This window comes from Nocardia flavorosea (genome assembly GCF_015477805.1).
Classification (GTDB): domain Bacteria; phylum Actinomycetota; class Actinomycetes; order Mycobacteriales; family Mycobacteriaceae; genus Nocardia; species Nocardia flavorosea_A.
Map to the genome: position 1 here is coordinate 153,379 of NZ_JADLQL010000003.1, position 26,205 is coordinate 179,583.

Annotated in this window: 23 protein-coding genes; 18 read left to right on the top strand and 5 right to left on the bottom strand. The window is 68.0% G+C overall.

The genetic code is table 11. The features are described from left to right. Window positions 1-57: 57 nt before the first annotated feature. Window positions 58-1,491: a metallopeptidase gene (locus IU448_RS16210; RefSeq protein ID WP_195056473.1), complete on the bottom strand. Its 1,434-nt coding sequence runs from the start codon at window positions 1,489-1,491 to the stop codon at window positions 58-60. 114 nt (window positions 1,492-1,605) lie between these two features. Here IU448_RS16210 and IU448_RS16215 point away from each other — a divergent pair, with 114 nt between their 5' ends. The 5 genes from IU448_RS16215 (at window position 1,606) to glmM (ending at window position 8,973) form a co-directional block, all read left to right on the top strand. Beyond that, window positions 1,606-4,317, top strand: a complete 2,712-nt coding sequence (locus tag IU448_RS16215) for an FHA domain-containing protein (RefSeq protein WP_195056474.1) — start codon at window positions 1,606-1,608, stop codon at window positions 4,315-4,317. A gap of 88 nt (window positions 4,318-4,405) precedes the next feature. Then, window positions 4,406-6,295: a hypothetical protein gene (locus IU448_RS28980; protein ID WP_228813286.1), complete on the top strand. Its 1,890-nt coding sequence runs from the start codon at window positions 4,406-4,408 to the stop codon at window positions 6,293-6,295. 150 nt (window positions 6,296-6,445) lie between these two features. Next, window positions 6,446-6,889, top strand: coding sequence for a 50S ribosomal protein L13 (gene rplM, locus IU448_RS16225; protein ID WP_033243446.1), 444 nt, complete (start codon window positions 6,446-6,448; stop codon window positions 6,887-6,889). Then, entirely contained in the window at window positions 6,886-7,395 is a 510-nt protein-coding gene (rpsI, locus tag IU448_RS16230) for a 30S ribosomal protein S9 (RefSeq protein ID WP_280459173.1), read from the top strand. Before rplM ends, rpsI begins: the two co-directional genes overlap by 4 nt. Before the next feature lie 195 nt (window positions 7,396-7,590). Then, the gene (gene glmM / locus IU448_RS16235) at window positions 7,591-8,973 is read left to right on the top strand and encodes a phosphoglucosamine mutase (RefSeq protein ID WP_195056475.1); all 1,383 of its coding nucleotides are present in this window, start codon (window positions 7,591-7,593) and stop codon (window positions 8,971-8,973) included. A 9-nt stretch (window positions 8,974-8,982) separates the two neighbouring features. Here glmM and IU448_RS16240 read toward each other — a convergent pair whose 3' ends face one another. After that, window positions 8,983-9,453, bottom strand: coding sequence for a hypothetical protein (locus tag IU448_RS16240; RefSeq protein WP_195056476.1), 471 nt, complete (start codon window positions 9,451-9,453; stop codon window positions 8,983-8,985). Between the two features lie 452 nt (window positions 9,454-9,905). Here IU448_RS16240 and IU448_RS16245 point away from each other — a divergent pair, with 452 nt between their 5' ends. From IU448_RS16245 to IU448_RS16265, 5 genes are all read left to right on the top strand, one after another. Continuing rightward, entirely contained in the window at window positions 9,906-10,097 is a 192-nt protein-coding gene (locus tag IU448_RS16245; RefSeq protein ID WP_195056477.1) for a PspC domain-containing protein, read from the top strand. A gap of 201 nt (window positions 10,098-10,298) precedes the next feature. Further along, the gene (locus IU448_RS16250; RefSeq protein WP_195056478.1) at window positions 10,299-10,607 is read left to right on the top strand and encodes a DUF6802 family protein; all 309 of its coding nucleotides are present in this window, start codon (window positions 10,299-10,301) and stop codon (window positions 10,605-10,607) included. A gap of 130 nt (window positions 10,608-10,737) precedes the next feature. Next, window positions 10,738-11,055 carry a hypothetical protein gene (locus IU448_RS16255; protein WP_195056479.1) on the top strand — a complete coding sequence of 106 codons (318 nt, stop codon included), beginning with the start codon at window positions 10,738-10,740 and terminating at the stop codon, window positions 11,053-11,055. A gap of 77 nt (window positions 11,056-11,132) precedes the next feature. Next, a complete protein-coding gene (locus IU448_RS16260) occupies window positions 11,133-12,719 on the top strand; it encodes a hypothetical protein (RefSeq protein ID WP_195056480.1) in 1,587 nt (528 codons plus the stop codon). Between the two features lie 54 nt (window positions 12,720-12,773). Beyond that, window positions 12,774-13,166 carry a hypothetical protein gene (locus IU448_RS16265; protein WP_195056481.1) on the top strand — a complete coding sequence of 131 codons (393 nt, stop codon included), beginning with the start codon at window positions 12,774-12,776 and terminating at the stop codon, window positions 13,164-13,166. A gap of 374 nt (window positions 13,167-13,540) precedes the next feature. On the opposite strand, the gene IU448_RS16270 is transcribed toward IU448_RS16265, so the two are convergent. After that, a complete protein-coding gene (locus IU448_RS16270) occupies window positions 13,541-14,425 on the bottom strand; it encodes a hypothetical protein (RefSeq protein ID WP_324188617.1) in 885 nt (294 codons plus the stop codon). Between the two features lie 36 nt (window positions 14,426-14,461). Between IU448_RS16270 and glmS the strand changes: the two genes are divergently transcribed. Then, window positions 14,462-16,345 (top strand): glutamine--fructose-6-phosphate transaminase (isomerizing), encoded by a 1,884-nt coding sequence (gene glmS / locus IU448_RS16275; RefSeq protein ID WP_195056482.1) that lies wholly within the window; start codon window positions 14,462-14,464, stop codon window positions 16,343-16,345. 278 nt (window positions 16,346-16,623) lie between these two features. On the opposite strand, the gene IU448_RS16280 is transcribed toward glmS, so the two are convergent. Then, a complete protein-coding gene (locus IU448_RS16280; protein WP_195056483.1) occupies window positions 16,624-17,034 on the bottom strand; it encodes a cupredoxin domain-containing protein in 411 nt (136 codons plus the stop codon). Between the two features lie 65 nt (window positions 17,035-17,099). Between IU448_RS16280 and IU448_RS16285 the strand changes: the two genes are divergently transcribed. From IU448_RS16285 to tsaD, 7 genes are all read left to right on the top strand, one after another. Beyond that, window positions 17,100-18,560 carry an NAD(P)H-hydrate dehydratase gene (locus IU448_RS16285; RefSeq protein WP_195056891.1) on the top strand — a complete coding sequence of 487 codons (1,461 nt, stop codon included), beginning with the start codon at window positions 17,100-17,102 and terminating at the stop codon, window positions 18,558-18,560. Window positions 18,561-18,702: 142 nt separating this feature from the next. After that, window positions 18,703-19,851 carry an alanine racemase gene (alr, locus tag IU448_RS16290; RefSeq protein ID WP_195056484.1) on the top strand — a complete coding sequence of 383 codons (1,149 nt, stop codon included), beginning with the start codon at window positions 18,703-18,705 and terminating at the stop codon, window positions 19,849-19,851. Between the two features lie 8 nt (window positions 19,852-19,859). Beyond that, a complete protein-coding gene (locus tag IU448_RS16295; protein ID WP_195056892.1) occupies window positions 19,860-20,927 on the top strand; it encodes an alpha/beta fold hydrolase in 1,068 nt (355 codons plus the stop codon). After that, complete coding sequence (gene tsaE, locus IU448_RS16300; RefSeq protein ID WP_280459169.1) at window positions 20,920-21,420, top strand: tRNA (adenosine(37)-N6)-threonylcarbamoyltransferase complex ATPase subunit type 1 TsaE; 501 nt, start codon at window positions 20,920-20,922, stop codon at window positions 21,418-21,420. The genes IU448_RS16295 and tsaE overlap by 8 nt, the downstream gene beginning before the upstream one ends. 51 nt (window positions 21,421-21,471) lie before the next feature. Further along, entirely contained in the window at window positions 21,472-22,179 is a 708-nt protein-coding gene (tsaB, locus tag IU448_RS16305) for a tRNA (adenosine(37)-N6)-threonylcarbamoyltransferase complex dimerization subunit type 1 TsaB (protein WP_195056486.1), read from the top strand. A gap of 2 nt (window positions 22,180-22,181) precedes the next feature. After that, window positions 22,182-22,685 carry a ribosomal protein S18-alanine N-acetyltransferase gene (gene rimI / locus IU448_RS16310; protein WP_195056487.1) on the top strand — a complete coding sequence of 168 codons (504 nt, stop codon included), beginning with the start codon at window positions 22,182-22,184 and terminating at the stop codon, window positions 22,683-22,685. Next, complete coding sequence (gene tsaD, locus IU448_RS16315; protein ID WP_195056488.1) at window positions 22,682-23,719, top strand: tRNA (adenosine(37)-N6)-threonylcarbamoyltransferase complex transferase subunit TsaD; 1,038 nt, start codon at window positions 22,682-22,684, stop codon at window positions 23,717-23,719. The genes rimI and tsaD overlap by 4 nt, the downstream gene beginning before the upstream one ends. A gap of 433 nt (window positions 23,720-24,152) precedes the next feature. On the opposite strand, the gene IU448_RS16320 is transcribed toward tsaD, so the two are convergent. Next, window positions 24,153-25,742 (bottom strand): Hsp70 family protein, encoded by a 1,590-nt coding sequence (locus IU448_RS16320; RefSeq protein WP_195056489.1) that lies wholly within the window; start codon window positions 25,740-25,742, stop codon window positions 24,153-24,155. Window positions 25,743-26,205 lie beyond the last annotated feature (463 nt).

Here is a 26,205-nt window from a genome sequence, read left to right on the forward strand (position 1 = left end):
ACGGCCGACGTGGGTGGCTGAGCGAACGCGCCACTGGGCCGTCGGGCAGGCCGGCGACTACTCGTACCTGGCGGCGCAGGTTTGCTCCCCGCCCAGAACTCCGGCGCGGAAGGCATCGACGCGGGAGAACCCGCTCGGCACGGTCTTACCCTCCACATCGCTCGCGGCCAAACCGTCGGTGAGCAGGCCGGATACCGCCTCGTCCAGATCGCCCGCGGCCAGTGTGATATCGCCTTCGGCGCGGCCGGTTTCGGCCAGTTTCCCGGTGGCCACACCGGACAGGCATGCGGCCCGCAGCCCGGTCTTCGCGCCGACCAGTTCCTGATCGCGGCTGTGCTGCACGGAGAGGGTGTAGCGGGAGATGAACACGACGTAGCCGTTGTAATCGCCGGTCACCTTCACCGGTAGCGGAACATCGGAATCGTCGGTTGCGGTCCCGCGGGCGGAGAGCCCGTCGACATTCGTCGCGATCGTATTGTTCGCCGGGCAGTAGGTCACCGGCTCGGTGGAGACGCCGTCGCTGCAGTCGATTTCGGCGCCGTCGTAGCTGTAGGTCGGTTCGTCGGACAGCGGCAGGATCACCGACAGGGCCTTGCTCAGTTCGATCAGGCTCTGCTCGGTGATCTCGAATTCGCCCGAGGCGCCGTCGAAGGTTTGTGGCAGATCGCCGCGGCGCTGTTCGATCTCGTCCATATCGATCCCCTTACAACCCTTGGCGCCGTCGGTGAAACCGATCTGCACGGCGGTCACCCGCTCGAACGCCGAGCCGTGCACGCTTTCCGGATCGTCGGGATCGGAATCGCGGATCGCGACCGTCGCGGCGAGTACCGAATTCAATCCATCGGAGGTGTTGATGGTGAAGTAGTCCGATTCACCCTCCGCGACCCAGCGCATGTAGGCGCCGGCGAAACAGTCGGCCTGCTGTTCCTTGACGATCACCGGATCGTCGCGCTCGACGATATCGGCGTTGTTCTGGATCGCGTGACCGTACTCGTGGGCGATCACCATGACAACCGCCATCGGCCCGAATGTCTCCGACATGGTGGGCAGCAGCAGCGCCCGGTCCCAGCCGATGGAGTTGTCCAGCCGGCAGTAGGCGGCATTCACCATCCGATAGGTCGATTCGGTGCAGAACTCCACCGATTCGCGGCGGGAATCGCGGGCACTCCAGGAGATCAGCTTCTGCACCGGCTCGAATTCGCCCTCGAACTCGGCGTCGTAGTGTTTCTCCCAGTACGCCTGGACATCGGTGACCGCGTTCAGCGCCAGCGCATCGATCTCGCCACCGTCACCGTTCTCGGCACTCAGGTCGGTGGGCGGGACGTTGTCGCGGGGCCCGCTGGGGCCGCTGGTCGTCGGCAGTCCGGCCACTTGGAACGGGTTGTCGTAGATGGAGACCGCGCGACCGTCCACCGCGCGGGTGCACCCGGTGACCAGCAGCAGTGCGCACAGCGCGGCCACAGCGAGCGCGGCGACCCGGAGTTTCGGCATGGATCCTCCCCCATTTTCGGCCGGTTCGGGTGCTGGCATCTCCCGCTGAGCGGGGTGATCACCCCCCAAGCGGGGGCATCTCCGATGCCCGGGTAATGGAATAGTATCCGCTGCATGTCTGCACCGGGGGTGCGCACCATCACGGTGCGCCATGATGGAACCGAACGTGTCTTCGATTCGAATCAGCAGATCACCCTGGGCCGTGCGCCCGAGGTGACGCTGTTCGTCGACAGTCCGCTGGTATCGCGGGTCCACGCGATTCTGGCCTGGCAGTCGGGAGCCTGGGTGCTCACCGACAACGGCAGTACCAACGGGGTATTCGTCGACGCGCGCCGGCTCGGCGGTCCCGTCCCGATCGACCGGCCGACGCAGGTGCGCCTCGGCGACGCGATCACCGGACCGCTGCTGTGGCTGGTTCCGTCAGGGGTTCCGCAGCAGCAGGCACAGCGGCCGCCCGCACAGCAGCCGTTCCCGTCCGGTCAGCAGCCGTACCCCTCGGGTCAGCAGCACGTTCCGGGTGGGCAGCAGCGCCGGCCGCCGCAGCCGCCGCATCGGCCCCAGTCCGGCCCGCAGCCGCAGATCCCGCAGCGCGCAGCCGCCCCGGTCAACCCGCCGCCCGCGCAACGTCCGCCGCATCAGCAACCGCAACCGTGGGCGCCGAGTTCCGGACAGGCGGCGCAGCCCCCGCACTCCGGCCCGTTCTCGCATTCCGCCGCAACCCCGCATTCGGGCGCGGCTGCGCATTCCGGTGCCACCCCGCATTCCGCACCTGTCCCGCAGCACCAGCCGGCCAATGTGAACATGACCGCCAAGGCGAGTGTCGCGGCCGTCCCCCCGGTCCGGCACCGAGCCAGCGAGGGGCCGATAGCGCGCGCCGACCGGTTACCCCCGGGCGGACTGGCCATCGGGCGTACCGCGGACAACCAGATCGTGGTCAACGATCCCCTGGCGTCGCGTAAGCATGCGCGGCTCGTCGCGGGCTCCGAGGGCCTGGTCATCGAGGATCTCGGTTCGGCCAACGGTACTTTCGTCAACGGTGTCCGTCAGCAGCGCACGGTGCTGCGCGAACGCGACATCATCACCATCGGCAATATCGACTTCGAGGTCTCCCAGGGCACGCTGGCGCACCGGCAGCGGCCGGTCGCCGAACAGGGTTTGACCGTGCACGGGGTCGGGTTCACGGTCGAAGGCAACAAGCAGTTGCTGGTGGATGTGAACATGCAGGCCGGCCGCGGCACGCTCACCGCCCTGATCGGACCCTCCGGTGCCGGCAAGTCCACCCTGTCCCGGTTGATAGCGGGCAGTACCCAGCCCTCCGGCGGGCAGGTGGTCTTCGAGGGCCGCGATCTGCACGCCGAATACGAGGCGCTGCGTTCACGTATCGGCATGGTCCCCCAGGACGATGTGCTGCACCGTCAGCTCACGGTGCGCCAAGCGCTGGGTTTCGCGGCCGAACTGCGGCTCCCGCCGGACTCCTCCAAGGCCGACCGGCAGCAGGTGATCGACGGTGTGCTGCGCGAACTATCGCTCACCGAGCACGCCGATACCCGGGTGGACCGGCTTTCCGGCGGGCAGCGCAAACGCGCCTCGGTGGCGCTGGAACTGCTCACCGGCCCCTCGCTGCTGATCCTGGACGAGCCCACCTCGGGCCTCGATCCGGCGCTGGACCGGCAGGTCATGATGATGTTGCGCGAACTGGCCGATGCCGGGCGCGTGGTCATCGTGGTCACCCATTCGGTGGCCTGCCTGGATATGTGCGATCAAGTGGTGCTGCTGGCGCCCGGCGGGAAAACCGCGTATGCGGGTAACCCGGCGGGCGTCGAATCCGCGCTGGGCACCAGTGACTGGGCCAAGATCTTCGCCGATGTCGCCGCCAACCCCGATGCGGCCTTCGCGCACTACCGATCCCGCCAGGCGGCACTACCGCCCCCGCCGCCGCCCGCATCGCGCCAGAGTGGCGGCGGTTCGCCACCGCAGTCGGGTGCCTGGAAACAATTCTCCACCCTGGCCCGGCGGCAGCTGCGGCTGATCCTGGCCGACCGCGGCTATATGGCGTTCCTGGTGTTGCTGCCGTTCGTGCTCGGCGGGCTGTCACTGCTGGTACCGGGTAGTAATGGATTCCAGCGGCCGCCCGTCATCCAGCAGGAGGACGGGTCATGGGATATCCCTGCGGGTAACTCCGAACCACAGATGCTGTTGGTGGTATTGATTCTGGGCGCCTGTTTCATGGGCGCCACCTTGAGCGTGCGCGATTTGGTGGGCGAGCGGACGATCTTTGTCCGGGAGCGCGCTGTCGGGCTCCGGCCCGGCGCCTATCTATCGGCTAAGGTCATGGTTTTCGGGCTTGCCGCATTGGTTCAGTCGGCGGTGCTGGTGGGTTTCGTTCTGCTCGGCAAGAAGCGCCCGGACGAAGGGTCGGTGCTCGCGCTGGGTAGCGCAGAGTTGTACATCGATATTGCGGTCACCGCGATATCGTGCGTGGTGCTGGGGTTGCTGCTGTCGAGCCTGGCCCGATCCAGCGAACAGGTGATGCCGCTGCTGGCGGTGGCGATCATGGGACTGTTGGTGATGGCCGGCGGGATGATCCCGGTCACCGATCGGGTGGTGCTGGAACAGGTCACCTGGTTGTTCCCGTCGCGGTGGGGTTATGCCGCGGCGGCTTCGACGGTGAATATTCGGGAGTTGTTCCTCGGTGCGCAACCGGACGGGCTCTGGGAACACACCCGCGGCACATGGTTCCTGGATATCGGCATGGTGGCGGTCCTCACGGTGGTGCTCGCCTTGTTCACGTGGAGCCGGTTGCGGCTCAAGAAGTCCGCACGATGAGACCGTCGACCGGCTGGTTCCAGTGTTCGCGCCGCTGGTGGGTGGGGGCGGCGAGCGCGACGACCGCACACCAGGCACACTGATGCCTGTGATGGTGCGAGTTGGTGCGGTACACCTCGGTTGGGATGTGGTGTCCGTGGCCGCGGGCGGATCCGGCGTCCCCATCCGCCCCGTCCAGGTCGAAGGAAGCTACAACCCACCCGCTTATTTGCTGGCCGATGCCGCCGGCAAGCTCTATACCTCGGGAGCGGGCCGGCAACGGCCGGATCTGGGTATGGCGATTCCGGACGTACGGGAAATACTCGGGCATCCGCAGATCGTGATCGCGGGCGCCACCTGGCCCGCCGAACTGGTTTTCCGGGCCCGCCTCTACAACCCGCTGGCCTCGGTCGGAACGTATCTGCGCGGTAAACCCGATGTGATCGCCCTGCCGTATCCGGACGATTGGCCGGATCCGAAGATCGACGCCTACGTGCGATTGGTCGAGCAACTCGATGTCGAGGTGGAGCCGATTCCGGAGTCCATCGCACTCTCCGGGTATGTGCGCGCGCTCGGGCTGGTCCGGGCACCCGACCACCGGCTGCCCGACGGTCTCGGCGCGACCGCGGTCCATTTCGACGGCCAGGTGGTCGACGGCCGCGCCAATGTGCTCGTGGTCGCAGTCCACGGTGACGAGGAACGGCCCACCGAATCGGTGTACGTCCCGATCGACCCGGAATCCACCCGTGACCCGCGAGTCGCCGACGACACCGTGATCGAGGTGATGGCCGCCGCCCGGGCGATCGGCGCGGACAATTCGACGGTGCTGCTGGCGGGCCAGGTCGTCTTCAACGAAACTCTGCGGTTCGCCTTCCGTAATCATCTCGGGCAGCGGCTGAAGAAAGCCGAACACCCTATGCACGCCCTGGTTCTCGGTGCCACCCATCTGCTGGTGAGCGAGAACGAGGACGACGACGAGGAGGAAGACCCGGCGGGCTACCCGAACCCCGCGCCGCCCGCCGGGCCGGCCGGGGCCGCCGCGCCGGGGCCGCAACACGGAGCTTCGGGGCGAGCCGAGGAGACAGCCGGGTCGCCGGCGCGGAATCCGGCCGCCGGGCCGCATCAGCCGGTGCCCCCGCATCCGGCTGCCCGCGGCTCCGGGCCGTATCCCTCGCCACCCGCTAGGACCCCGTCGAGCGGTCCGGGAGCGCATCCGGCTCCCCCCGGAACAGGCCCCGCGGCCGCCGGTTCGTCGTGGCCCGGTGAGCCCGGTTCCGGCACGCCCACCCCGGGGCCTGATCTCCGAGGCGGCGGTGCAGCGTCGGCCGGCGGTCCGGCGATCAGCCCTTATGCGGGATCGCCGCAGCAGTACGACGCCCCCGGAGGGCCGTCCGGCGGCGACGCCACCGTCCAGGTCGACCGCGGTGAGCTGCCGCCCCCGATCACCGGGCCGGCGGGGCGGTTCACCCGCGCGCCCGACCCCGAAACCGGCAGCCAGTCCGCGGTGCCGCACCCCTCCGGCCCCGGGCAGCCGGGTCGGTCCTGCGCCGGTGATACCGAGGCGGAGGACGAGCAGGGCAAGGGCAAACTCTGGAACAAGATGAAGGGCAATCTGTTCGGCGCGAACGCCGTGCTCGGTGTGGCGGCTCTTGCCGCCGCCTCGGCCGGGGCTGCCGGCGGGACGGGCACCGCGCATGCGCAGGTCGCGCCGCCCGGCATCGTCGGTACCGGGTACAGCGTCGATACCGAGCATCGCGCCGCGGGGTGTGTGCCCATGCCGCGCGTGCTGGTGGAACCACCCGGCGAGGCCGGTGCCGCGCCGCCGGAGCGTCCGCACTATGCCCGGGTACCGGCCCCGGAAGCGGGCGAATCCGCGGCGGGCCGGGGGGCCTCCGAGGATGACGGCGTCGAATGCGACCGGTCCGGTATCGACACCCTGCGCTACCTGGTCCCCGGCCGCCCGGGCGTCACCGACCCCGGCCCACCGTTCGACATCTGAGCCGGTAGCGGTCGATTTCGGGGGTCACCGGCCGGCTGGTATCGTGGTGCGCTGGTGTGCGGAACACCGAGGCCCGGGTCTCAACCGGCCGCCGGGAATCCCTCGTCCGCGCACCTGGCCGGCAGCACCGACGACAGACAGGGAAGCACTGTGCCTACGTACAGCCCGAAGGCGGGTGACGTGACCCGGCAGTGGTACGTCATCGACGCCACTGACGTAGTGCTCGGCCGTCTTGCCGTTCAGGCAGCGAATCTGCTGCGTGGCAAGCACAAGCCGACCTACGCTCCGCATATGGATGGTGGCGATTTCGTCGTCATCATCAACGCCGACAAGGTTGCCATCAGCGGCAACAAGCGCGACGGCAAGCGCATCTACCACCACTCCGGGCATCCCGGCGGCCTCAAGTCCCGCACTGTCGGTGAGGTGCTGGACACCCGTCCCGACCGCCTGGTGGAGAAGGCCGTCAAGGGCATGATCCCCAAGAACAAGCTCGGCAACGCCATCGCCGGCAAGCTGAAGGTGTACGCGGGCCCGAACCATCCGCACGCCGCCCAGCAGCCCGTTCCGTTCGAGATCAAGCAGGTGGCCCAGTGACCGCTCCCGAGGAATACACCGAATACGACGAAGCGGTCGTCGAAGACGCCGCCGCCGAGGTGCTGGACGAGGGCGTCGTCTACGACGATGCCGAATACGTCGAGTATGCGGCCCCGCTGGATCGCCCCGTGCAGACCGTCGGCCGCCGTAAGGAAGCCGTGGTCCGGGTGCGTCTGGTGCCGGGGACCGGCAACTTCGTGCTGAACGGCCGTTCGATCGAGGACTACTTCCCGAACAAGGTGCACCAGCAGCTGGTGAAGTCCCCGCTGGTCACCGTCGAGCGCCTGGAATCGTTCGATGTGTACGCGCGGCTGCACGGCGGCGGCCCCTCCGGGCAGGCGGGTGCGCTGCGCCTGGCCATCGCCCGGGCGCTGACCGTGGCCAACGCCGACGATCGTCCCGCGCTCAAGCGTGCCGGGTTCCTCACTCGTGACCCGCGTGCCACCGAGCGCAAGAAGTACGGCCTCAAGAAGGCCCGTAAAGCGCCGCAGTACTCGAAGCGCTGATATCACCGGTGCCGGCCTGTCCGCTCACGGTATGTGGGTGGGCAGGCCGGTGTCGGTTCCGAGAGCAGGCAACCAGCCGGAGTCTGGTCGCCTGCTCTCGTGCTATATCTACCGCGGTGCTCGTCGGCCGGCCGTCTCGACGGTGTTCCGGCAGCGGTCGTCGCGCGCTGTGGACTCACTGACGAGGGGCAAGGTATGGGACGTTTGTTCGGCACCGACGGCGTACGCGGGCGGGCCAATGATTCGTTGAGCCCGGAGCTCGCGCTGCGCCTGGCGGGTGCGGCGGCGCAGGTTCTGGGTACCGAGGTCCGGTCCGGTCACCGCAAGGTCGCGGTGGTGGGGCGGGATCCGCGCGCGAGCGGGGAGATGCTGGAGGCCGCCGTCACCGCGGGGCTGACCGCCGCCGGAATGGATGTGTTACCCGCCGGCGTGCTGCCGACCCCCGCGGTCGCCTACCTGACCGCTCTGTACGACGCGAGCCTGGGCGTGATGATCTCGGCCTCGCACAATCCCATGCCCGACAACGGGATCAAGATTTTCGCCGCGGGCGGGCACAAGCTCGACGATGCCGTCGAGGACCGTATCGAGGCCGTGGCCGCCTCCGGTGATTTCGCCCGGCCGACCGGCGCGGCCATCGGCCGGGTGCTCGCCGCGCCGGGGTCGCGGCATCCCGGATTCGATATGCCCGAATTCAGTCTCGAAGGCACCCATGAGCGCTATATCGAGCATCTCGTCGAGGTCACCGGCCGGGACCTGAACGGGCTGACCGTCGTCGTGGACTGCGCTCACGGCGCCGCGTCGGAAGTCGGTCCGGCCGCCTACCGGGAAGCCGGCGCGCAGGTCATCGCCATCAACGCCGAACCCGACGGCCTCAATATCAACGACGGTGTGGGTTCGACCCATATCGAGCAGGTGCAGCGCGCGGTCCGCGAACACGGTGCCGATCTGGGCCTGGCCCACGACGGCGACGCCGACCGCTGCCTGGCCGTGGACGCCGCCGGTGCGGTCGTCGACGGTGACGCCATCATGGCGATCCTCGCCCTCGGTATGCAGGAGGCCGGAACGCTGGCCGAGAACACCCTGGTCGCCACCGTGATGAGCAATCTGGGCCTGCATATCGCCATGCGCAACGCCGGAATCACCGTGCGCACCACCGGTGTCGGCGACCGCTACGTGCTCGAGGAACTCCGCAGCGGCGGGTTCACGCTCGGCGGCGAACAATCCGGCCACGTGGTCTTCCCGCGATTCGGCACCACCGGCGACGGTGTCCTCACCGGCCTGCAATTGATGGCGCGGATGGCCGCGACCGGAAAACCGCTGGCGGAGTTGGCCAATGTGGTGCAGAAGGTGCCGCAGGTGCTGGTGAACGTACCCGTTACCGACAAAGCGGCCGCTACCGGGGCCGCAGACGTACGCGCCGCGGTGCAGGAGGCCGAACGCGTACTCGGCGACTCCGGGCGGATCCTGTTACGTCCGAGCGGCACCGAGGAACTGGTGCGGGTAATGGTCGAGGCCACCGACCCCGCGCAGGCCGAGGAAATCGCCGACGATATCGCCAAACGCGTAGCGGCGGTGTAGCTTCGGCCCTCAGCGTAGGGTCCAGAGGAAACCGCTGAAGAGCACCAGGAATCCACCGATCTCGCCCACAACGAGCGCGGTCATGGTGACCCTGAGCTGCACACCGATATCGCCATGGAACTGGTTGGTGGTGTCGCGGCGGTATCCGTGCCACGCATAGGTGGCGATGGCGCCTGCGAAGAACGCGAGGACGATTGCGGCGGCGACCAGGTTCACCACGGTCGGCCACCCGCTGAGCTCGGTGAACACGGCCAGCAGCAGCCCTGCGAACGAGTACATCAGGGCGGCGCGGTGCGCGATATCGACGTATACGTGCGCCGCGCCCTCCGGTGAGGTTCGGATGCCGTGATACTTCCACGTACCCAATACCAGGGCCGACAGGAAAATAAGGCCCGTCGCGACCAGGGCGAATAGAGTATCCGCGCCGAGCTGCGCCGAGAGCGTGCCCGGTGCGGCGAATAGTTCGACGGTGTTCTGCATACCACTCCTGACCTGCCCATGAACCGATCCTGTGCCCCTCATCTTGCCTGCGCACCTTCCGGCTACCTCGGCGCACCCGTCGCACCAGTGAGCGGCGCGGTACTCCGTTCCGACGCCCGGCCGCTACACGCATGGCGAGTGGCCGCTGTCCCGACGGCATCAAGACACCGGGGCGCAGCAACTTCGCTTGAACCGGAGGGGGAGTCGGTCGGTCCCGAGATTCGGAAGGGGTACGCGCGCCCGTGCTCATGGTGTGTGCCGGCCCGGTTCGGTATCGGAGCGATGAGCGCGCTGTATGGCACGCGAAGCCCTCAGCGGGACCGGCGGTTCGGGGTCGACCCTGAGCCCTGGGTCCCCGGATCTCAGGGTGAGTATCGGTATCGCTACCGATGCGCGCCTGCGCCACTGCGTGGACAGTGGAGTGTGTAGTCCCCGTTATCGAAAGGACCGCCATGACCGCCCCCACGCGCCGCTTCACACGCTCCACCACCGACAAGTGGGTCGGCGGTGTCTGCGGCGGTATCGCCGAATACTTCGGCTGGAGCTCCGGGATCGTTCGCCTGCTCTTCGTCGTATCCTGTGTCCTCCCGGGCCCGCAGTTCGTGATCTACCTGGTGCTGTGGTTGCTGATGCCCAAACGCTGATCGCACGTCGGAACCCCTCGGCTGTCCGTTAGCCGCCGCCAAGCCCCGTTCCCGTATGGGAGCGGGGCTGTGCTGTATTCCGCGCGGATTCGGGACCGTGCCGCGACTACGGCGGGATCCGGGGGCTGCGTTCCGGTGCCCGAGATGGAAAGATAGGCCGAAACTCGTAGCGCCGCCGATATATGGAACTCAGGAGGACCCATGCCCGTATCCGGAGAGTTCCCAGGTCTCGGAATGCCGAGCTTCGACACCACCTCATCGCTGGACAGCCTGGGCCCGGTCGAGATGGAAAGCCCCACCCAAGACCTCGACGGCGACGGCATCCTCGACACCTTCACCACCACCAACTCGGACTCGATGAGCGTCTGGACCGACTCCGACCTCGACGGCTACGCCGACCAGCTCAGCGTGGTGGAAAACGACGGCGACTACGCGGCCTGGGAATACCACCGCAACCCGGACGGGACGGGCGAATGGCGGCAGACGGACCAGGGGACAGTGGGGGAGTAAGCACGTTTCGAACGCCGGGGGCGGACGGGAACCGAACTCCGGGCGGGCGCGTCGAATCAAGTAACAGCAGAGCGCCGCAGGGCCGATCGGGGAGTTCCCGGGAGGGGCGGGCAGGACGGAGGGGAGACCCATGAGTACGGGTGATCAACCGGTCGGGATGGATGCCGATGCGCTGGGGGTGATGGGAAACAGCTTTCGTACCAGTGCTGGAGTAATCAAGGGTCAAGCGACAAAGATAGCCGGCGATATCATCGAAAAGGCCCATGTAGGTGCCGCGTATGCAAAAGAGGGCGGCGACCTGGAGTCAGGCTTCCGAGAGATCGAAAAGTGGCTCAATGACTGGGCGGAGGCAACACAGCTCACCGGTGAGGCCATAGGCGATAATATTGTCGAGTTCTCCACTGTCGATGATGAGAACGCCGGCGAGACCGATAAGGCGGCGAGCTGACTCCTATGCCTATTGATAGTGATACGTGTGTAGCTTTCCCAACCCCTGAACCGACTTGGTCGGTCGCCGATATACTCGTGGAGGGTTCGAAGGCTCTACTGTATTTCGAGTACTTCGGTCCTCGTTACGACCGTTGGGTCGGAAACCCGCCCCTGTTCATAAAAAGCTATCCACAGCTACATGAGCTATTTTACGCCCAGAATGGGTTGGACGATGAAAAATTCCGAACTTTGTCGGGTGTTCTGGCCGATGTCCTCGGGAACGCGAGAGCGCAACATGACGAATTGAATCGTCTAGCTCAGAACTTGCCATCGATTTGGTCCGGTGAGAGTGCGGCGAACGCGTCGAACATGATCGCAGACCAGTTGAACTTTTCGAGTCGTGATATCGGGGTCGTCCAAAAGATTAATGAGCAGCTGGAGAGGACCACTGACGCGCTGCGTCGGACGGTCCTTCCAAAAGTGGAGATGCTGCCCGAGATACTGGATACCCCGGAGTATGTTACGCATGACTATAAATTACCGGAGGATGTCGACTCAATAATTTCGGCAGCGCAAGGAATCGGGTGGACGAACAGTACGGAGAATTCTCTGCTGAGTAAGGTTCAGAGAATCTTCCCGGAACTCGACAATGGGACGCTTTTTCTTGTTCCCGGTTTGGGCGGCGACATCGAAGACCACTGTCGGGACTGGCTCGAAAAGTTCAGATTGAACTATGAAGAAAAGTTGAAGCACTTCGTCGATACCTGTACCACGGTGAATGAGGGGGTGCGGGGTCAATATCAGTTGATTATCGATCTGATGGGTGACCTGTCAGAGGATGCGTATCCCTGTCCTCGGGGAACGCAGGAGACTCCGGGGACACCTCAGGCGCCGGCAGGTACTCCCTCGGGTACGCCTTCGGGAACCCCCTCAGGTGTGCCTTCCGGCGCGCCGACGGGCACCGATCCCAGCACGCCAGGAGTTCCCGGAACCACACCCAGCACCGAAAATCCTTTGACGGCCCTGACTGAGTTGGGCACCCAGCTCGCCGCGTCGGGTGTCGGCAGCCAGTTGGCATCGGGGCTGAGTCAATTGGCGACATCGGCGAATGAACAGATAACGAGCACGCTGGAACAGCTACGCGAGCAAGCGGAGCAAGCGGTTGATCTCGATGGCGATGGGGAGCCGGACGAGGACGCGAACGGCGACGGAAAACCGGACGACCCGAGCGAACCCGATGAAGACGACCAGGATAAAGGCATCGAGTTGAATGGCAAGGAATACAAACTCGAAGTGGCGCCCGACGGCCGGCTGAGGCTTGTGGTGAGCGGTGAGGACGGCGAACCGCAGAACTACAAGATAGAGATCGGCGCGGACGGCAAGCCGACCCTGGTCCCCGAAGAATCACCCGGTGAATCCGACTCCGAATCCGGCGAGCCCGATACCGAGAATCCGGTCGGCACAGGCACACCGCCCGGTACCCCCGGCGTCCCCAAGGGGACGAAGGAGGAAGACGGTGAACACCAGCCGCAAGACTATCCCGCTCCTGTCGAGGAGGAAGCTCCTCCGCCCGCTGACGAACCGGTGACCGAAAGCGACGAGGAGAGCGCCGTGGCACCACCTCCGCCACCACCTCCTCCGGTGGACACCGGTGCTCAATTGGCCGAGGCCGGTCCGCTGTGATCCGGCGGTCGCAGCCGCCATCGTGGCGTCATACCGTTCGAGGAGGATCGAAACATGGTTTTTCGGGACGTCGATGAGATCGCCGAAGATGTGTATCGACGGAGTCAGGCCCGGCTCAGTGAATTACGCGCGGCAAACCAGCGGATGGCTGCGGAAATCCGGGCGCTGAGCGAGCAAACGGCCGCAAACATACGCCAGGCTGTCGAGCAGGCCGAGAAAGAAGCGCAAAAGGCGGCACGCAGCCCCGAGGAGCAGACGGCGGCACCCGCGGCTGAGCGTTCTGCGCCGGCCGAAACAAATCGAGCGGTTGCCGGTAACCTGTACGAACAACGGGAAGCGATCGCTCGTTCGGTGGCGGCTCGTCGTGCGGGAACCGTTGTTACTCCGATCGACGATGACGGTGACGACGAGGCCGAGTACTACCGGCGAAGGAGCTGGTTGGTCTGAGCCACATGCGATGATCCGGATCCGTTCTGTCACCCTTGTCCGCGCCTCCGAACCCGCGAATTCACGGTGGTCGGACCCCGCGGTCCGCATCTGTTCGGACGCTACGTCGGCTGCTGACCGAGGCCGGAGGTCGTTCGTCGGCCGGGCGCCGACGGCGAGTGCTCGACCGGGCCGTCGGAAGCGATGATGTCAGCAACTGCAAGGGCGGCGCGCCGGCGGTCGTGCCGCACAGTTGTCCGAGTTCCTCCCAGGTGAGGTATTCGGGCAGGTCGGGCCGTTCGACCCCCGGCGTGGATATGCTGCCCATGCTAATCGAGCATGCCGTCTCGGCTGGGGTAATCGGGTTCGATGAGCGGGTGCTCGCCGGGCGGGCGTTATTTGCGGAGTGTGCGGACCAGTTTGCCCACCGTTGCCGGGTCGGGCGTGGCGGCGGCTTGCCGGGTTTCCTCCTGGTCGTGGAGGGCGGCCGAGGGGTCGATGACGTGGGTGTGGCGGATCGAGGTCTCCGGATCGGCGAAGGCGGCGTAGGTCTTGTCGCCGAGGAGGGTGTGCAGCAGGTAGCCCGTGAGCAGGGCACGGACGGCGCGGGCGGTTTTCGGTTCGTGTTTGCCGCCGCCGAGCGCGGCGAGCAGGCGGCGGCCCTCGGCGAGGCCGTTGGGGCCGGCGCCTTCGAGGGTGCGCAGGACCACCGGCCCCGACCAGGCCGCGGCCAACGGGACCGCGTTGGAGGTGAGGGAGTCGATATCGGCGACCCCGGCCAGGATCAGGGCGGGCGTATCGATATCGCGGGCCACCGATTCGGCGGGCGGTGCGGTGGGGGCCGGGAACAGTGGCGTGACCGCGGCGACGCGGCGCTGGGCGGCGGCGAGGACGGCGGCGCCCGCGCCCATACCGTGGCCGGCGAGGGCCAGGCGCTGGGGATGGACGGTGACGGTGCCGTCGCCGAGGCGGACGCCGGTGCAGATATCGAGGGTGGTGAGCAGATCGGTGGCCAGGTTCAGGTGGGAGGCCAGCGGGCCGCGTTCGGTATCCGGCGCGGCGGCGACGATGCCCCAGGACGCGAGATGTTCCAGCAGCGTGCCGTAGTTACCGGCACCGTTGAGCCAGCCGTGGCCGAAGGCGACAGCCGGTAGGTCGCGGCCGCTCTCGGGCGTGTACACCACCCCGGGCTGGCCCGCGATGGCCAGGTTCCCGCGGAGCACCCGGTGCGGGCCGCGGCTGGTCAGAGTGCTCAGAAGTGATTTCACAGACGCCGACACGACGAGAAGGCTAGCCGATAAGTACGCTGGGGAGCCATGTGCGGAATCGTGGGGTACGTCGGGTACCGGGACGCGTTGGGCGTCGTCGTCGCTGCCTTGCGCCGCATGGAGTACAGAGGTTACGACTCCGCGGGCGTGGCGATCCTCGACGGCACCGGGCAGGCCGCGATCGAGCGGCGCGCCGGTCGGCTGAGCAATCTGGAAGAGGCGCTGGACGCCGCGGGCCCGGGCGTGTTCGCCGGGTCCACGGGTATGGGGCATACCCGCTGGGCCACGCACGGCGCGCCGACCGACCGCAACGCCCACCCGCATCAGGACGCGAGCGGCAGGATCGCGGTCGTGCACAACGGCATCATCGAGAACTTCGTCGAGTTGCGCCGCGAGCTCGAGGACGCCGGGATCGAACTGCGCAGCGAGACCGATACCGAGGTCGCCGTGCACATGGTGTCGCGGGCCTACGCCGAGGGGCCGACCGCGGGTGATTTCGAGGCCAGTGTGCTGGCGGTGCTGCGGCGGCTCGAGGGCGCCTTCACGGTGGTGTTCACCCACGCCGACCATCCGGGCACCATCGTGGCGGCCCGGCATTCGACCCCGCTCGTGGTGGGGGTCGGCGAGAACGAGATGTTCATCGCCTCTGATGTCACCGCCTTCATCGAGCACACCCGCGAGGCCGTCGAGCTCGGTGAGGGTCAGGCGGTGGTGATCACCGCCGACGGCTACCGCGTCACCGATTTCCACGGCTCCACCGACGGTGTGCATTCCCGGCCGTTCACCATCGACTGGGATCTGGCCGCCGCCGAGAAGGGCGGCCACGACTATTTCATGCTCAAGGAGATCGAGGAGCAGCCCGGCGCGGTCGCCGATACGCTCATCGGTCATTTCGACCAGACCCCCGGCCTGGACGGCCGGATCGTGCTGGATGAGCAGCGCCTCTCCGATCAGGAACTCCGCGATGTGGAGAAGGTTTTCGTGGTGGCCTGCGGCAGCGCCTATCACTCCGGCCTGGTCGCCAAGTACGCCATCGAGCATTGGACCCGGCTTCCCGTGGAAGTGGAGCTGGCCAGCGAATTCCGTTACCGCGACCCGGTGCTGGACCGCTCCACCCTGGTGGTTGCGGTATCGCAGTCGGGTGAAACCGCGGACACGCTGGAAGCCGTCCGGCATGCCAAGAGCCAGAAGGCGCGGGTTCTGGCGGTCTGCAATACCAACGGCGCGCAGATTCCCCGCGAATCCGATGCGGTGCTCTACACCCGGGCCGGGCCGGAGATCGGGGTCGCCTCCACCAAGGCGTTCCTCGCCCAGGTGACGGCGAATCTGCTGGTCGGGTTGGCGTTGGCGCAGGCGCGCGGCACCAAGTACCCCGACGAGGTGGCGCGTGAGTTCGCCGAGCTGGAGGCCATGCCGAAGCTGGTGGACCGGGTGCTGGAGACGGCCCCGCAGGTGCGGGCTGTCGCCCGGGAATTGGCGCGGGAGCGGACCATCCTGTTCCTCGGTCGGCACGTCGGTTATCCGGTGGCTCTCGAGGGTGCGCTCAAGCTGAAGGAACTCGCGTATATGCATGCGGAGGGTTTCGCGGCGGGGGAGCTCAAGCACGGTCCGATCGCGTTGATCGAGGACGGCCTGCCGGTGATCGTGGTCATGCCTTCGCCGAAGGGGCGCGGGGTGCTGCACGCCAAGCTGCTGAGCAATATCCGCGAGATCCAAGCGCGGGGTGCACGCACTATCGTGATCGCGGAGGAGGGGGACGATCTGGTCCGGCCGTTCGCCGACGATCTGATCGAGATCCCGTCCGCGCCGACCCTGTACCAGCCGCTGCTGTCGACGGTTCCGCTGCAGATCTTCGCCGCCGAGGTGGCGCAGGCCCGTGGCTACGACGTGGACAAACCGCGTAACCTCGCCAAATCGGTCACGGTGGAGTAGGGCCGTCACCAACGGCGCGGGAACGGCCTCGTGCCGAGCGAGCGTCGACCCGCCCGCGCCGGTGGCCTCGGACAGCCGGGGGCCGGAGACATGCCGCTGCCCAGCCGGACGCCGACCGCAACCCGGCGGTAGCCGTGCGGTGGTGGCCGTGCGGGATATATCGGAGGACAGCGGCCGGATCGGGAAACGTCGCGATGCCCGCGGCTGTTGTCCGCCGGAATCAGGCTCCGGCGGCAGTGCTTCGGGATCTCGACGACAATGTCACCTGGGGGACCCGGTCAGGTCTCCTCGACGGTGATCTTCCCGCGCATATCCGGGTGGATCGGGCACAGGTAGCGGTATTCACCCGGTGCGGTGAAGGTGTAGCTCCAATCGCCGACCTCGAACAGCGGGCTGTTCAGACCCATGGCTTTGTCGCCGATGCCCTGCACGCCGTGCGGGATATCGCCGTCGAAATGCCAGGACACGGTATCGCCGGCGGTGATGGTGATTTCGGCCGGCGAGAATGCGTCCTCTTCGACGAAGACAGTGACCGTCGCCTCCGTGTTCTGCTGCGGCGCGCCGGTGACCGACGTATCGGTGCGGGTCGGGGCGGGAGTGGATTCATCGGACCCGCAACCGGCCAGCAGGGCCGCCACGAGCGTGAGTCCGGCGGCGGCGGCCGATGCGGCACGGTGAGCTCTGGGCATGACGGCCAAGCGTAGTCTGCTGGCGTCGTTGGCTGTCGACTGCGGAGGTGTGTTCGGTGAGCGAGCTGTCCGGCTATTACACCGCCGAGGAGGTGCGTGCGGCGGAAGCCGAATTGTTCACCCGGGTTCCCGCGGGGCAGCCGATGCGGCGTGCCGCCTATGGGCTGGCCACGGTGGTGGCGGCCGAACTGCGTTCTCGCAGCGGTGGCGTCGCCGGCCGGAAAGTGGGCCTGCTGGTGGGGTCGGGTGACAACGGCGGGGACGCATTATGGGCGGGATCGATGCTGCGCCGGCGCGGGGTGGCGGTGACGGCGGTGCTGTTGAAACCGCAACGAGCGCATACCGCGGGGCTCGCCGCGCTGCGCCGGGCCGGCGGGCGGATATGTGCCGAACCGGCCGCGGCACTTGCGGAACTGGCCGGCGCGGACCTGGTGATCGACGGGATCGTCGGGATCTCCGGACGCGGGCCGTTGCGTCCCGATGCGGCGCGAATCGTTGCGGGGCTGGCTGTCCCGATCATCGCCGCCGATCTGCCCAGCGGAGTCGATCCGGATACCGGCGCGGTCGACGGGCCCGCGGTGCAGGCGGCGGTCACCGTCGCGTTCGGCGCCCGCAAACCGGTGCACGCGCTGGCGGCGGCGCGTTGTGGACGAATCCAGCTGGTGCCCATCGGATTGCGGCTTCCGGAACCGCGTCTCGCCGCACTGGACCCGGCAGCGGTGGGGGCGGGCTGGCCGGTGCCGGGACCGCACGACGACAAGTACACGCAGGGGGTTGTCGGGGTGCACGCCGGCAGTGAAACCTATCCGGGCGCGGCGGTGCTCTGCACCGGCGCGGCAGTGGCGGCGACGTCGGGAATGGTCCGCTATGCCGGTACTGCGGGACCGGCCGTGCTCGCGGAATATCCGGAAGTGATCGCGACCCCCGACCTCGCCGCTACCGGACGGGTGCAGTCCTGGGTATTCGGCCCCGGCGCCGGAACCGGCCGCGGCGCCCGCGACAGCCTCGCCGAAATTTTGGCCACCGACCTGCCGGTGGTTATCGATGCCGACGGTCTCACCCTGCTGGCGCAGGAACCCGAACTGGTCCGTGGTCGCCGGGCTGCCACGCTGCTCACCCCGCATGCCGGTGAATTCACCAGGCTCACCGGCCGCGAACCGGGCCCGGACCGGGTCGCCGCGGTCCGTGAACTCGCCGGGACATGGCAGGTCACCGTACTGCTGAAAGGGCGGGCGACCCTGATCGCCGAACCCGGCAGACCGGTGCTGGTCAACGATGCCGGCGGATCCTGGGCGGCAACGGCCGGGGCCGGGGATGTGCTCTCGGGGGTGATCGGGGCCCTGCTCGCCGCGGGCCGGGATCCCGGATGGGCAGCGGCAGCGGCGGCGCGGGCACATGCTACGGCCGCTGATCTCGCCGCGCACGCCGCGGCGTCCGGCGCCCCCGCCCCGATCTCGGCCGGGCCTTTGCTGCGCAATCTGCACCCGGCCATCGCGCATTTGCGGGCGCTATCGCCCGGCCGGTGAGGCGTGAACGTACGACCGGCACCGTCGACCTTTCCCCGAGCGAGTCGGCGCGCCGGATCCCATGACCCCGTGCCTCCGGACTCCGCCGGTGCAGGTCGGTGAGGTGGATGCAGGTGGGCACGGCACCGGACTCGGTGAGGAGATGGCAGTATCGGCAGATGTGAATGGGCAAGTGGAGACGATCGTCGATCTGGATGCCATCGCGCACAATGTAGGCGTCCTGCGGGCACACGCCGGCGACGCCGCGGTGATGGTGGTGGTCAAGGCCGACGGCTACAACCACGGGGCCGTCGAGGTCGCGCGGGCGGCGCTGGCCGCGGGCGCGCGCGAACTCGGGGTCACCACGATCGACGAGGCAGTGGCGCTGCGGGATGCGGGCATCGAGGCGCCCATCCTGTGCTGGCTCAATGTCTGTGACGCCGATTACGCCGCCGCCGTCGCTGCCGATATCGAGATCGGTGTCTCCTCCCCGGAACAGCTGGAAGCGGTGGCCGCGGCCGCCCGCCGACTGGGCCGTCGCGCGATCGTCACGCTGAAGGTCGACACCGGGCTGAACCGCAACGGTATCGACCCGCTCGCCTATCCGACCGTGCTCGCCGCGCTGCGGAAACTCGTCGACGAGGACATCGTCGCGTTTCGCGCGATCTTCTCCCATCTCGCCCATGCCGACGAGCCGTACAACCCGGTGATCGATCGGCAGCGCGACCGGTTCCTGGAGGCCATCGCTACCGCCAAGGAGTACGGACTGGAACCGGAACTGGTGCATCTGGCCAATTCCGCCGCCACGCTGACCAGGCCCGATCTCGCCTTCGACATGGTCCGCCCGGGTATCGCCGTCTACGGCCTGACCCCCGTCCCGGAGATCGGCGAATTCGATCTGCGGCCCGCGATGACCTTCCAGGCCGAGGTGGCGCTGGTGAAAAAGGTGGCCGCCGGGGAAGGCGTTTCCTACGGGCACGAGTGGATCGCGCCCGCCGACACCACGGTCGCGCTGATCCCGGCCGGCTACGCCGACGGGGTGTTCCGCACGCTGGGCAACCGGATGCAGGTATGGGTCGGTGGCCGGCGGCGGCCGAACCGGGGCCGGGTCTGCATGGACCAGCTCGTGGTCGAACTCGGTGACAACAGCGACGGGGTCGCGCAGGGCGATACCGCCGTCCTGTTCGGTTCCGGCGCCCGCGGCGAACCGCGCGCCCAGGACTGGGCGGACCTGCTCGGCACCATCCACTACGAAGTGGTGTGCGCGCCGCGCGGCCGGGTACACCGTCGGTATCGGGGAGGAACGCGGTGAAACCACGGATGACGCTGTTACGCGGCGGGCTGGCCACGGCGGGTGTGGTGGGCGCCATGGCCGGCGTGCACGCACTACGGCGGGCCGGCGCGAAAGTGCTGTGGCCGCCGGTGCGCGACGAATACCGCGACGAGAACTTCGCGCTCATCGACCACGACCGCGCCGGTGAGGTGATCGCCGACGACGGTGTGTGCCTGGCCACCCGGGAATGGGGGACCGGCGATGCCGAGGCCACCGTGGTTTTCGTCCACGGATTCTGTAACAGCATGGAGTCCTTCCATTTCCAGCGCCGGCATCTGGCGCAACGCTGGGGGTCGCGGCTGCGGCTGGTGCTGTTCGATCTGCGCGGGCACGGCCGGTCGGGCACCCCGGAAACCGCCGCCTGCACGGTGACCCAGCTGGGCCGCGATCTGCTGACGGTGATCGACGCCAAGGCGCCGCGCGGTCCGCTGATCCTGGTCGGGCATTCCCTCGGCGGGATGGCGATACTGGCCGCCGCCGGGCATGCGGGTGATCTGTTCGCGCAACGGGTACGGGCCGTGGCACTGCTGTCCACGGCCGCCGCGGAGGTGACCTCCGCCGGGATCGGCCAGCTGCTGCGCAACCCGGCGATCGATGGATTCCGGCTGGCCGTGCACACCGCGCCGGCGCTGGTGCAGGCCGGCCGGGTCACCGCCCGGCACGTCATCACCCCGATCCTGCATGTGAGTTCGTTCCACGGCCCGGTGAGCCCGACACTGTCGCGGTTCACCACCATGATGATCGACCGGACACCGGTGGAAACCGTGGTGAAGTTCCTGAAGGCGATCGAGTTACACGACGAGGCCGCGGCGCTGCCGGTGCTGCGCGATCTTCCGGTGCTCGTGCTCGGCGGTGCCCGAGACCTGGTGATCCCGTTCCGCAATTCGCGGGCACTGGCACGGGAATTGGCGGATTGCGAACTCGTCCGGCTGCCGGAATGCGCGCATATGCCGCAGTTGCAGTATCCGGATCAGACGAATGCCGCGCTGGACCGGCTGCTGTTACGTGCCGGAGTGGTCGGCGAGGGCGAGCTGTGCGAGGCCAGCGGTGGCTGAGCATATCGACGGGCAGCCCGCCGCATACGAACAGCGCGGTGAACGTGAACTGCCGACCGTCGCCGATACCGAGACACTCGGCCGGGAACTCGCGGCGAGCCTGCGCGCGGGCGATCTGGTGGTACTCGACGGCCCGCTCGGGGCCGGTAAGACCGCGCTCACCCGCGGTATCGCCGCCGGTTTGGGGGTGGGAGGCCGAGTCAGTTCGCCGACCTTCGTGATCGCCCGCCGTCATCCCGCGGGCCCGCGCACGGACGGTCCGCCGGTACCGCTGGTCCATGTCGACGCCTATCGGCTCGGCGGTAGCCTCGACGAACTCGACGCCCTCGACCTCGATACCGAACTCGACGACGCGGTCGTCGTCGTGGAGTGGGGCAGCGGTGTGGTGGAACGCCTGACCGGCCGCCATCTACTGGTGCGGATGGCCCGCGAACCGGAATCCGAAGTGCGCACGGCTAGTTGGGAGTGGGTGGCCACCGGCCCCGGCGAGTAGCCGTGCGCCACCATCGTGTGCGGTCGGTCACCCGGTATCGTGGACCAAATCATGCTTGCACTTGCTGTCGACACCGCGACGCCTGCCGTCACGGCGGGACTGGTCGAGCTGGAGCAGGCGGCGGCCGGTGCGAACAGCCCGGACACCGCCCGCCCGCGGACCCTCGCCGTCCGGACGCTCGTCGATGCCCGCGCGCACGCCGAAGCGCTCACCCCGCAGATTCTGCAATGTATTTCCGAAGCGGGAATCGCCCGCACGGATATAGCGGCCGTGGTGGCCGGTATCGGCCCGGGGCCGTTCACCGGGCTGCGAGTCGGAATGGCCACCGCGGCCGCGTTCGGTGATGCGCTGGGTATTCCGGTACACGGTGTGTGCAGTCTGGACGCCCTCGCCGCCGATTGCGCGGGGGAACTCGGTCCGGACGACGAACTGCTGGTCGTCACCGACGCCCGCCGCCGGGAGGTGTACTCGGCGCGCTACCGCGACCGCGGCACCCGCCGCGTCGCCGGGCCCGCGGTCGGCAAACCCGCCGACCTGGCGATCGCCGGCGCCACCAAGGTTGCCGGTTCCGCGGCCCATACCGCCCTGTTCGACCTGCCCGCGCTGCCCGCGCAGGCCCCGTCGCCGGCCGGTCTGGTACGAGTGGCGGCGCCGGCCTTGCTGTCCGGCGCGGCCCCGGAACCGCTGGTTCCGCTGTATCTGCGGCGACCCGACGCGGTCGAGAAAAGCTACCGCACCCTCGACCGGATGGGAGCGTGAGGATGGGGATCCGGATAGAGCCCATGGCGCCGGCCGATATCGCCGGCTGCGTGGAGTTGGAACAGTTGCTGTTCCCCGAGGACGACCCGTGGCAGGCCGTGGCGTTCCGTTCGGAACTGGCGGCGCGCTACAACCGCTATATCACCGCGCGGGACGAGTCCGGGAAGATGGTCGGTTACGCGGGAATCGCCCTGCTCGGTGATGCCGAACACCCGGAAGCCGAAGTACACACCATCGGGGTCGATCCGACCTGCCACCGCGCCGGTATCGGCACCCTGCTGCTGGAGGCGCTGCTCGCCGAGGCCGGACGCCGCGGCGGGCCGGTGTTCTTGGAGGTGCGCACCGACAACGCCCCGGCGATCGCGTTGTACGCCAAACACGGCTTCCACATCATCGGCTTGCGCAAGAACTACTACCACCCCAGTGGGGCCGACGCGTACACGATGCGCCGTCCCGCGCTGGAAGATGTTCCGGCGGGTGTCGTCCCGAACGGGGTGCTGTCGTGATCGTCATGGGGATCGAGAGCTCCTGCGACGAGACCGGAGTCGGGATCGTCCGCCGCCACCCGGACGGCAGCTGTGAACTTCTCGCCGACGAGGTCGCCTCGAGCGTTGCCGAGCATGCCCGCTTCGGCGGTGTGGTGCCCGAGATCGCGTCCCGCGCCCACCTCGAGGCGATCGTGCCGGCCATGCGCCGGGCCCTGTCCACTGCCGGAATAGTCGCCCCGGATGCGCTCGCGGTGACCATCGGCCCCGGCCTCGCGGGCGCGCTGCTGGTGGGTGTGGCGGCCGCGAAAGCCTATGCGGCGGCCTGGGATATCCCGTTCTACGCGTTGAACCACCTCGGCGGCCACGTCGCCGTGGACACGCTCGAGCACGGTCCGATGCCGCCGTGTGTGGCGCTGCTGGTTTCCGGCGGGCATACGCATCTGCTGCATGTCGAGGATCTGTCGCGGCCGCTGATCGAACTGGGCAGCACCGTGGACGACGCCGCCGGTGAGGCTTTCGACAAGGTGGCCCGCCTGCTCGGCCTCGGCTACCCGGGTGGGCCTGCGCTCGACGCGGCAGCGGTCACCGGCGACCCGACGGCGATCGCCTTCCCCCGCGGAATGACAGGTCCGCGCGATGCCCGCCACGATTTCTCGTTCTCCGGCCTGAAGACCGCGGTCGCCCGGTATGTGGAGGCGCAGCAGCGCCAGGGCGTCGACGAGCTGCCGATACCCGATATCGCGGCTTCGTTCCAGGAGGCCGTCGCCGATGTGCTGACCATGAAAGCGGTGCGCGCGGCGCAGGACGTGGGGGTGGACACCCTGGTGCTCGGCGGCGGCGCGACCGCGAACACCCGTATCCGTTCCATGGCCGAAGAACGTTGCGCCGCAGCGGGATTGACGCTGCGGATCCCGAAGCCGCGGCTGTGCACCGATAACGGGGTGATGATCGCCGCGCTGGGGGCGCACGTGATCGGCGGCGGTGCCGAACCCTCGCCGTTGTCGGTGGCGAGCGATCCGGGTCTACCGGTATCGGTCAGTCAGGTGAGCTGAGCCGGGCAACCGGGGCGGCTGCCGGACTCTTCCCGATCGCCGTGCCGGACCGCTGAGCAGGTGTTCGCCGAGCGGCAGCAGCGGTTACCGCCGGCCGGTCGCGAGCCTCGGGACGGGGCGTGAACACCGAGCCACGGGTCGAATTCGGGCCCGGTGATCGCAAGTCCTTGCGGTTACGACGGTTGCGGGGTCGGGCCGATCGGTGAATCGGTCGATGTTCGGCAGCAACATTGGGATCGCCGGCCAGGTGATTACGCGGAATCCGGTGGATGCGAGTTCGCACTTCCGGTGGAACTTGTCGGGCGGCCCGAGTCCGGAAGAGCGTACGAACCGGCGAATTCGGTATGCCCGGCCCGGGAGGAGACGGTGGCCCGTATGCGAAGCGGCCGCCCTGTCTGTGGGCGGAATATGCGGTCTGTGGGCGGAATATGCGCTATCGCGCCGACCCGGTTCCGGGGAGCGGGGGCCGGGGTGGCGGTGGTGGCGTGACCTGGAATGTGGTTTCGGTGCTCTGGGTGCCGTTTTCGGACGGGGTGCTGTTTTCGGACGGAGTGTCGGAGGTGGACGGTGAGTCGGGAGCCGGCTGCTCCTCGGCAGGCGGGGCCGGCGCAAGGACACCCGGTCCCAGACCTTCCGGGAAAGGGATGGGCGGCAGGTTGGGATCCGGACGCAGTGTCGGCGGTGAGGTCGGCGTGGTGGTACCGGTGGTGGTCGGCGGCGTGGTGGGGGTGGTCGGTTCGCCGGTGGTGGACGGTGCCGCATCGGTGCCGGGCTCGGTGATCACCGGTGGTTCGTACGTCGGCTCGTAGGGTGGAACGTAGGGTTCGTCGCCGGACGTTTCCTCGATCGGCTGCGGCACGGCTTCGGTGGTGGTCGGCGCCACGGTGGTGGTGGGGGCGGCCGTGGTGGTGGGCGGAACCTGCGCGCTGCTGGTCGTTCCGGCGGGGGAGACTTCGTCGTCGGAATTGGGCGTGCCGGTGTTCACGCCGTATCCGACGATGAGCCCGACCACCACGATCGCGCCGGCGACTGTACCGAACGCCTTGAGCAGGGTGTTCCCGGACTTGTCGGGGGTGAGCGCGCCGATCGGGGTGGTGGAGCCGGCGGTATCGGCCAGTAACGCGGCGCCCTTGGCGATCACGGCGTCGGGATCCGGCACGGTCAGAACGGGCAGATCCAGTTCGCCGCGCAGCGTTTCCAGAACCGCCGGGATATTCGCCCCGCCGCCGATCACGACGACCGCTTCCGGTGCCCGATCGGCCAGGCCGAAGGTCATCGAGGTGAACCGGGCCAGTTCTCGCAGCAGGCGGGCGGCGAGCCGTTCGAAATCGGTACGGGTGAGTTTGAGCGGCCGACCGGCGATATGGTCGATGGTGACGGCCTGGGTGACCGACAGATGTTCCTTGGCGGTCCGTGCCCGGTTGATCAGCACACTCCGATTGGGCCGGGTGCCGCGCCGGGCATAGTGCTGATCGACCAGATGCCGGTACAGCAGATCGTCGATCGCGCGCCCGCTGACCGTCGTACTGCGGGCGGTGTGCAGGACCGTACCGTCGGCCGGATCGGCCACCGAAACGGTGCAGCCGGAGGCACCGAGGTCGATCACCGCGACCGTGCCGTACCGGTCGAGTAAACCGGTATCGCGCAGGAAGGTGAGGGCCGCGGTGGTTTCCGGGACCAGTTGTGGTTCCCGGTGTTTGCCGGTGGCCATCCGGATCGCCTGGGCCTGTTCCTTACCGCGGTAGGCGACGGCGACGCCGGTGGGCGGGCGTTCGGCGACGACATCGAGACCGGAGGTCCGGGCGGCGGGAACATGCGGTCCGAAAACGGCTTCGTGCTGGTGGCTCGCGGGTAGCTGGGTGGTCATCAGCTCGATCGAGGACGCGACGAGATCGCCCAGGTCGGAATGTTCTTCCGCCGAGACGACCCGGTAGTCGAACTTCCGCGCACCGTTGGCCGCGGTGGTGACCAGTGCGGAGCACACCACCTCGTTCCCGGCGGAGATGCCGAGCGACGTACGCATATTGTCTTCACCTCCCTTCGAGCGGAACCTCGTCGTTCGCGCCGGCCGGTCCGGACATGGGCGAGGCTGTTCGCGAGACCACCGCCGTCTGCGGGGAGCGGTGGGCTCGCGAACAACCACTACCTATGGTGCCACGATCTGTTATCCGAACGTTACAGAGTCGGAGAATCATTGGGAAGCCCTGTTTCTCCAGGGCTACCCGTGATGGTCCGCCCCAACCCGCGACCAGCGCCCGCGTGCTCTGGCGTCTTGGTGACAACGCGATCGTTTCGCCCGGAATCGGGCCGGACGGCGAGTTGGCACCGCCCGCTCTTGAGCGCTGGCACTCTCATGTATAGAGTGCTAGTTGGCACCGATTGTTGCCCGGTGCCAGGCTTGACTACTGAGCAGGCGGTCCCGGCACCCGCGACGACGGGGCTATGCGCAGGGTCAGCATCGTGACCGAATCGATGGTCCGGGACAA

Excerpts from the sequence above, each read along its gene's own strand:
- IU448_RS16210 (WP_195056473.1), bottom strand. The coding sequence starts at position 1,491 with ATGCCGAAACTCCGGGTCGCCGCGCTCGCTGTGGCCGCGCTGTGCGCA.
- IU448_RS16215 (WP_195056474.1), top strand. The coding sequence starts at position 1,606 with ATGTCTGCACCGGGGGTGCGCACCATCACGGTGCGCCATGATGGAACC.
- glmM (WP_195056475.1), top strand. The coding sequence starts at position 7,591 with ATGGGACGTTTGTTCGGCACCGACGGCGTACGCGGGCGGGCCAATGAT.
- IU448_RS16240 (WP_195056476.1), bottom strand. The coding sequence starts at position 9,453 with ATGCAGAACACCGTCGAACTATTCGCCGCACCGGGCACGCTCTCGGCG.
- IU448_RS16245 (WP_195056477.1), top strand. The coding sequence starts at position 9,906 with ATGACCGCCCCCACGCGCCGCTTCACACGCTCCACCACCGACAAGTGG.
- IU448_RS16250 (WP_195056478.1), top strand. The coding sequence starts at position 10,299 with ATGCCCGTATCCGGAGAGTTCCCAGGTCTCGGAATGCCGAGCTTCGAC.
- IU448_RS16255 (WP_195056479.1), top strand. The coding sequence starts at position 10,738 with ATGAGTACGGGTGATCAACCGGTCGGGATGGATGCCGATGCGCTGGGG.
- IU448_RS16265 (WP_195056481.1), top strand. The coding sequence starts at position 12,774 with ATGGTTTTTCGGGACGTCGATGAGATCGCCGAAGATGTGTATCGACGG.
- glmS (WP_195056482.1), top strand. The coding sequence starts at position 14,462 with ATGTGCGGAATCGTGGGGTACGTCGGGTACCGGGACGCGTTGGGCGTC.
- IU448_RS16280 (WP_195056483.1), bottom strand. The coding sequence starts at position 17,034 with ATGCCCAGAGCTCACCGTGCCGCATCGGCCGCCGCCGCCGGACTCACG.
- alr (WP_195056484.1), top strand. The coding sequence starts at position 18,703 with ATGGCAGTATCGGCAGATGTGAATGGGCAAGTGGAGACGATCGTCGAT.
- IU448_RS16295 (WP_195056892.1), top strand. The coding sequence starts at position 19,860 with ATGACGCTGTTACGCGGCGGGCTGGCCACGGCGGGTGTGGTGGGCGCC.
- tsaB (WP_195056486.1), top strand. The coding sequence starts at position 21,472 with ATGCTTGCACTTGCTGTCGACACCGCGACGCCTGCCGTCACGGCGGGA.
- rimI (WP_195056487.1), top strand. The coding sequence starts at position 22,182 with ATGGGGATCCGGATAGAGCCCATGGCGCCGGCCGATATCGCCGGCTGC.
- IU448_RS16320 (WP_195056489.1), bottom strand. The coding sequence starts at position 25,742 with ATGCGTACGTCGCTCGGCATCTCCGCCGGGAACGAGGTGGTGTGCTCC.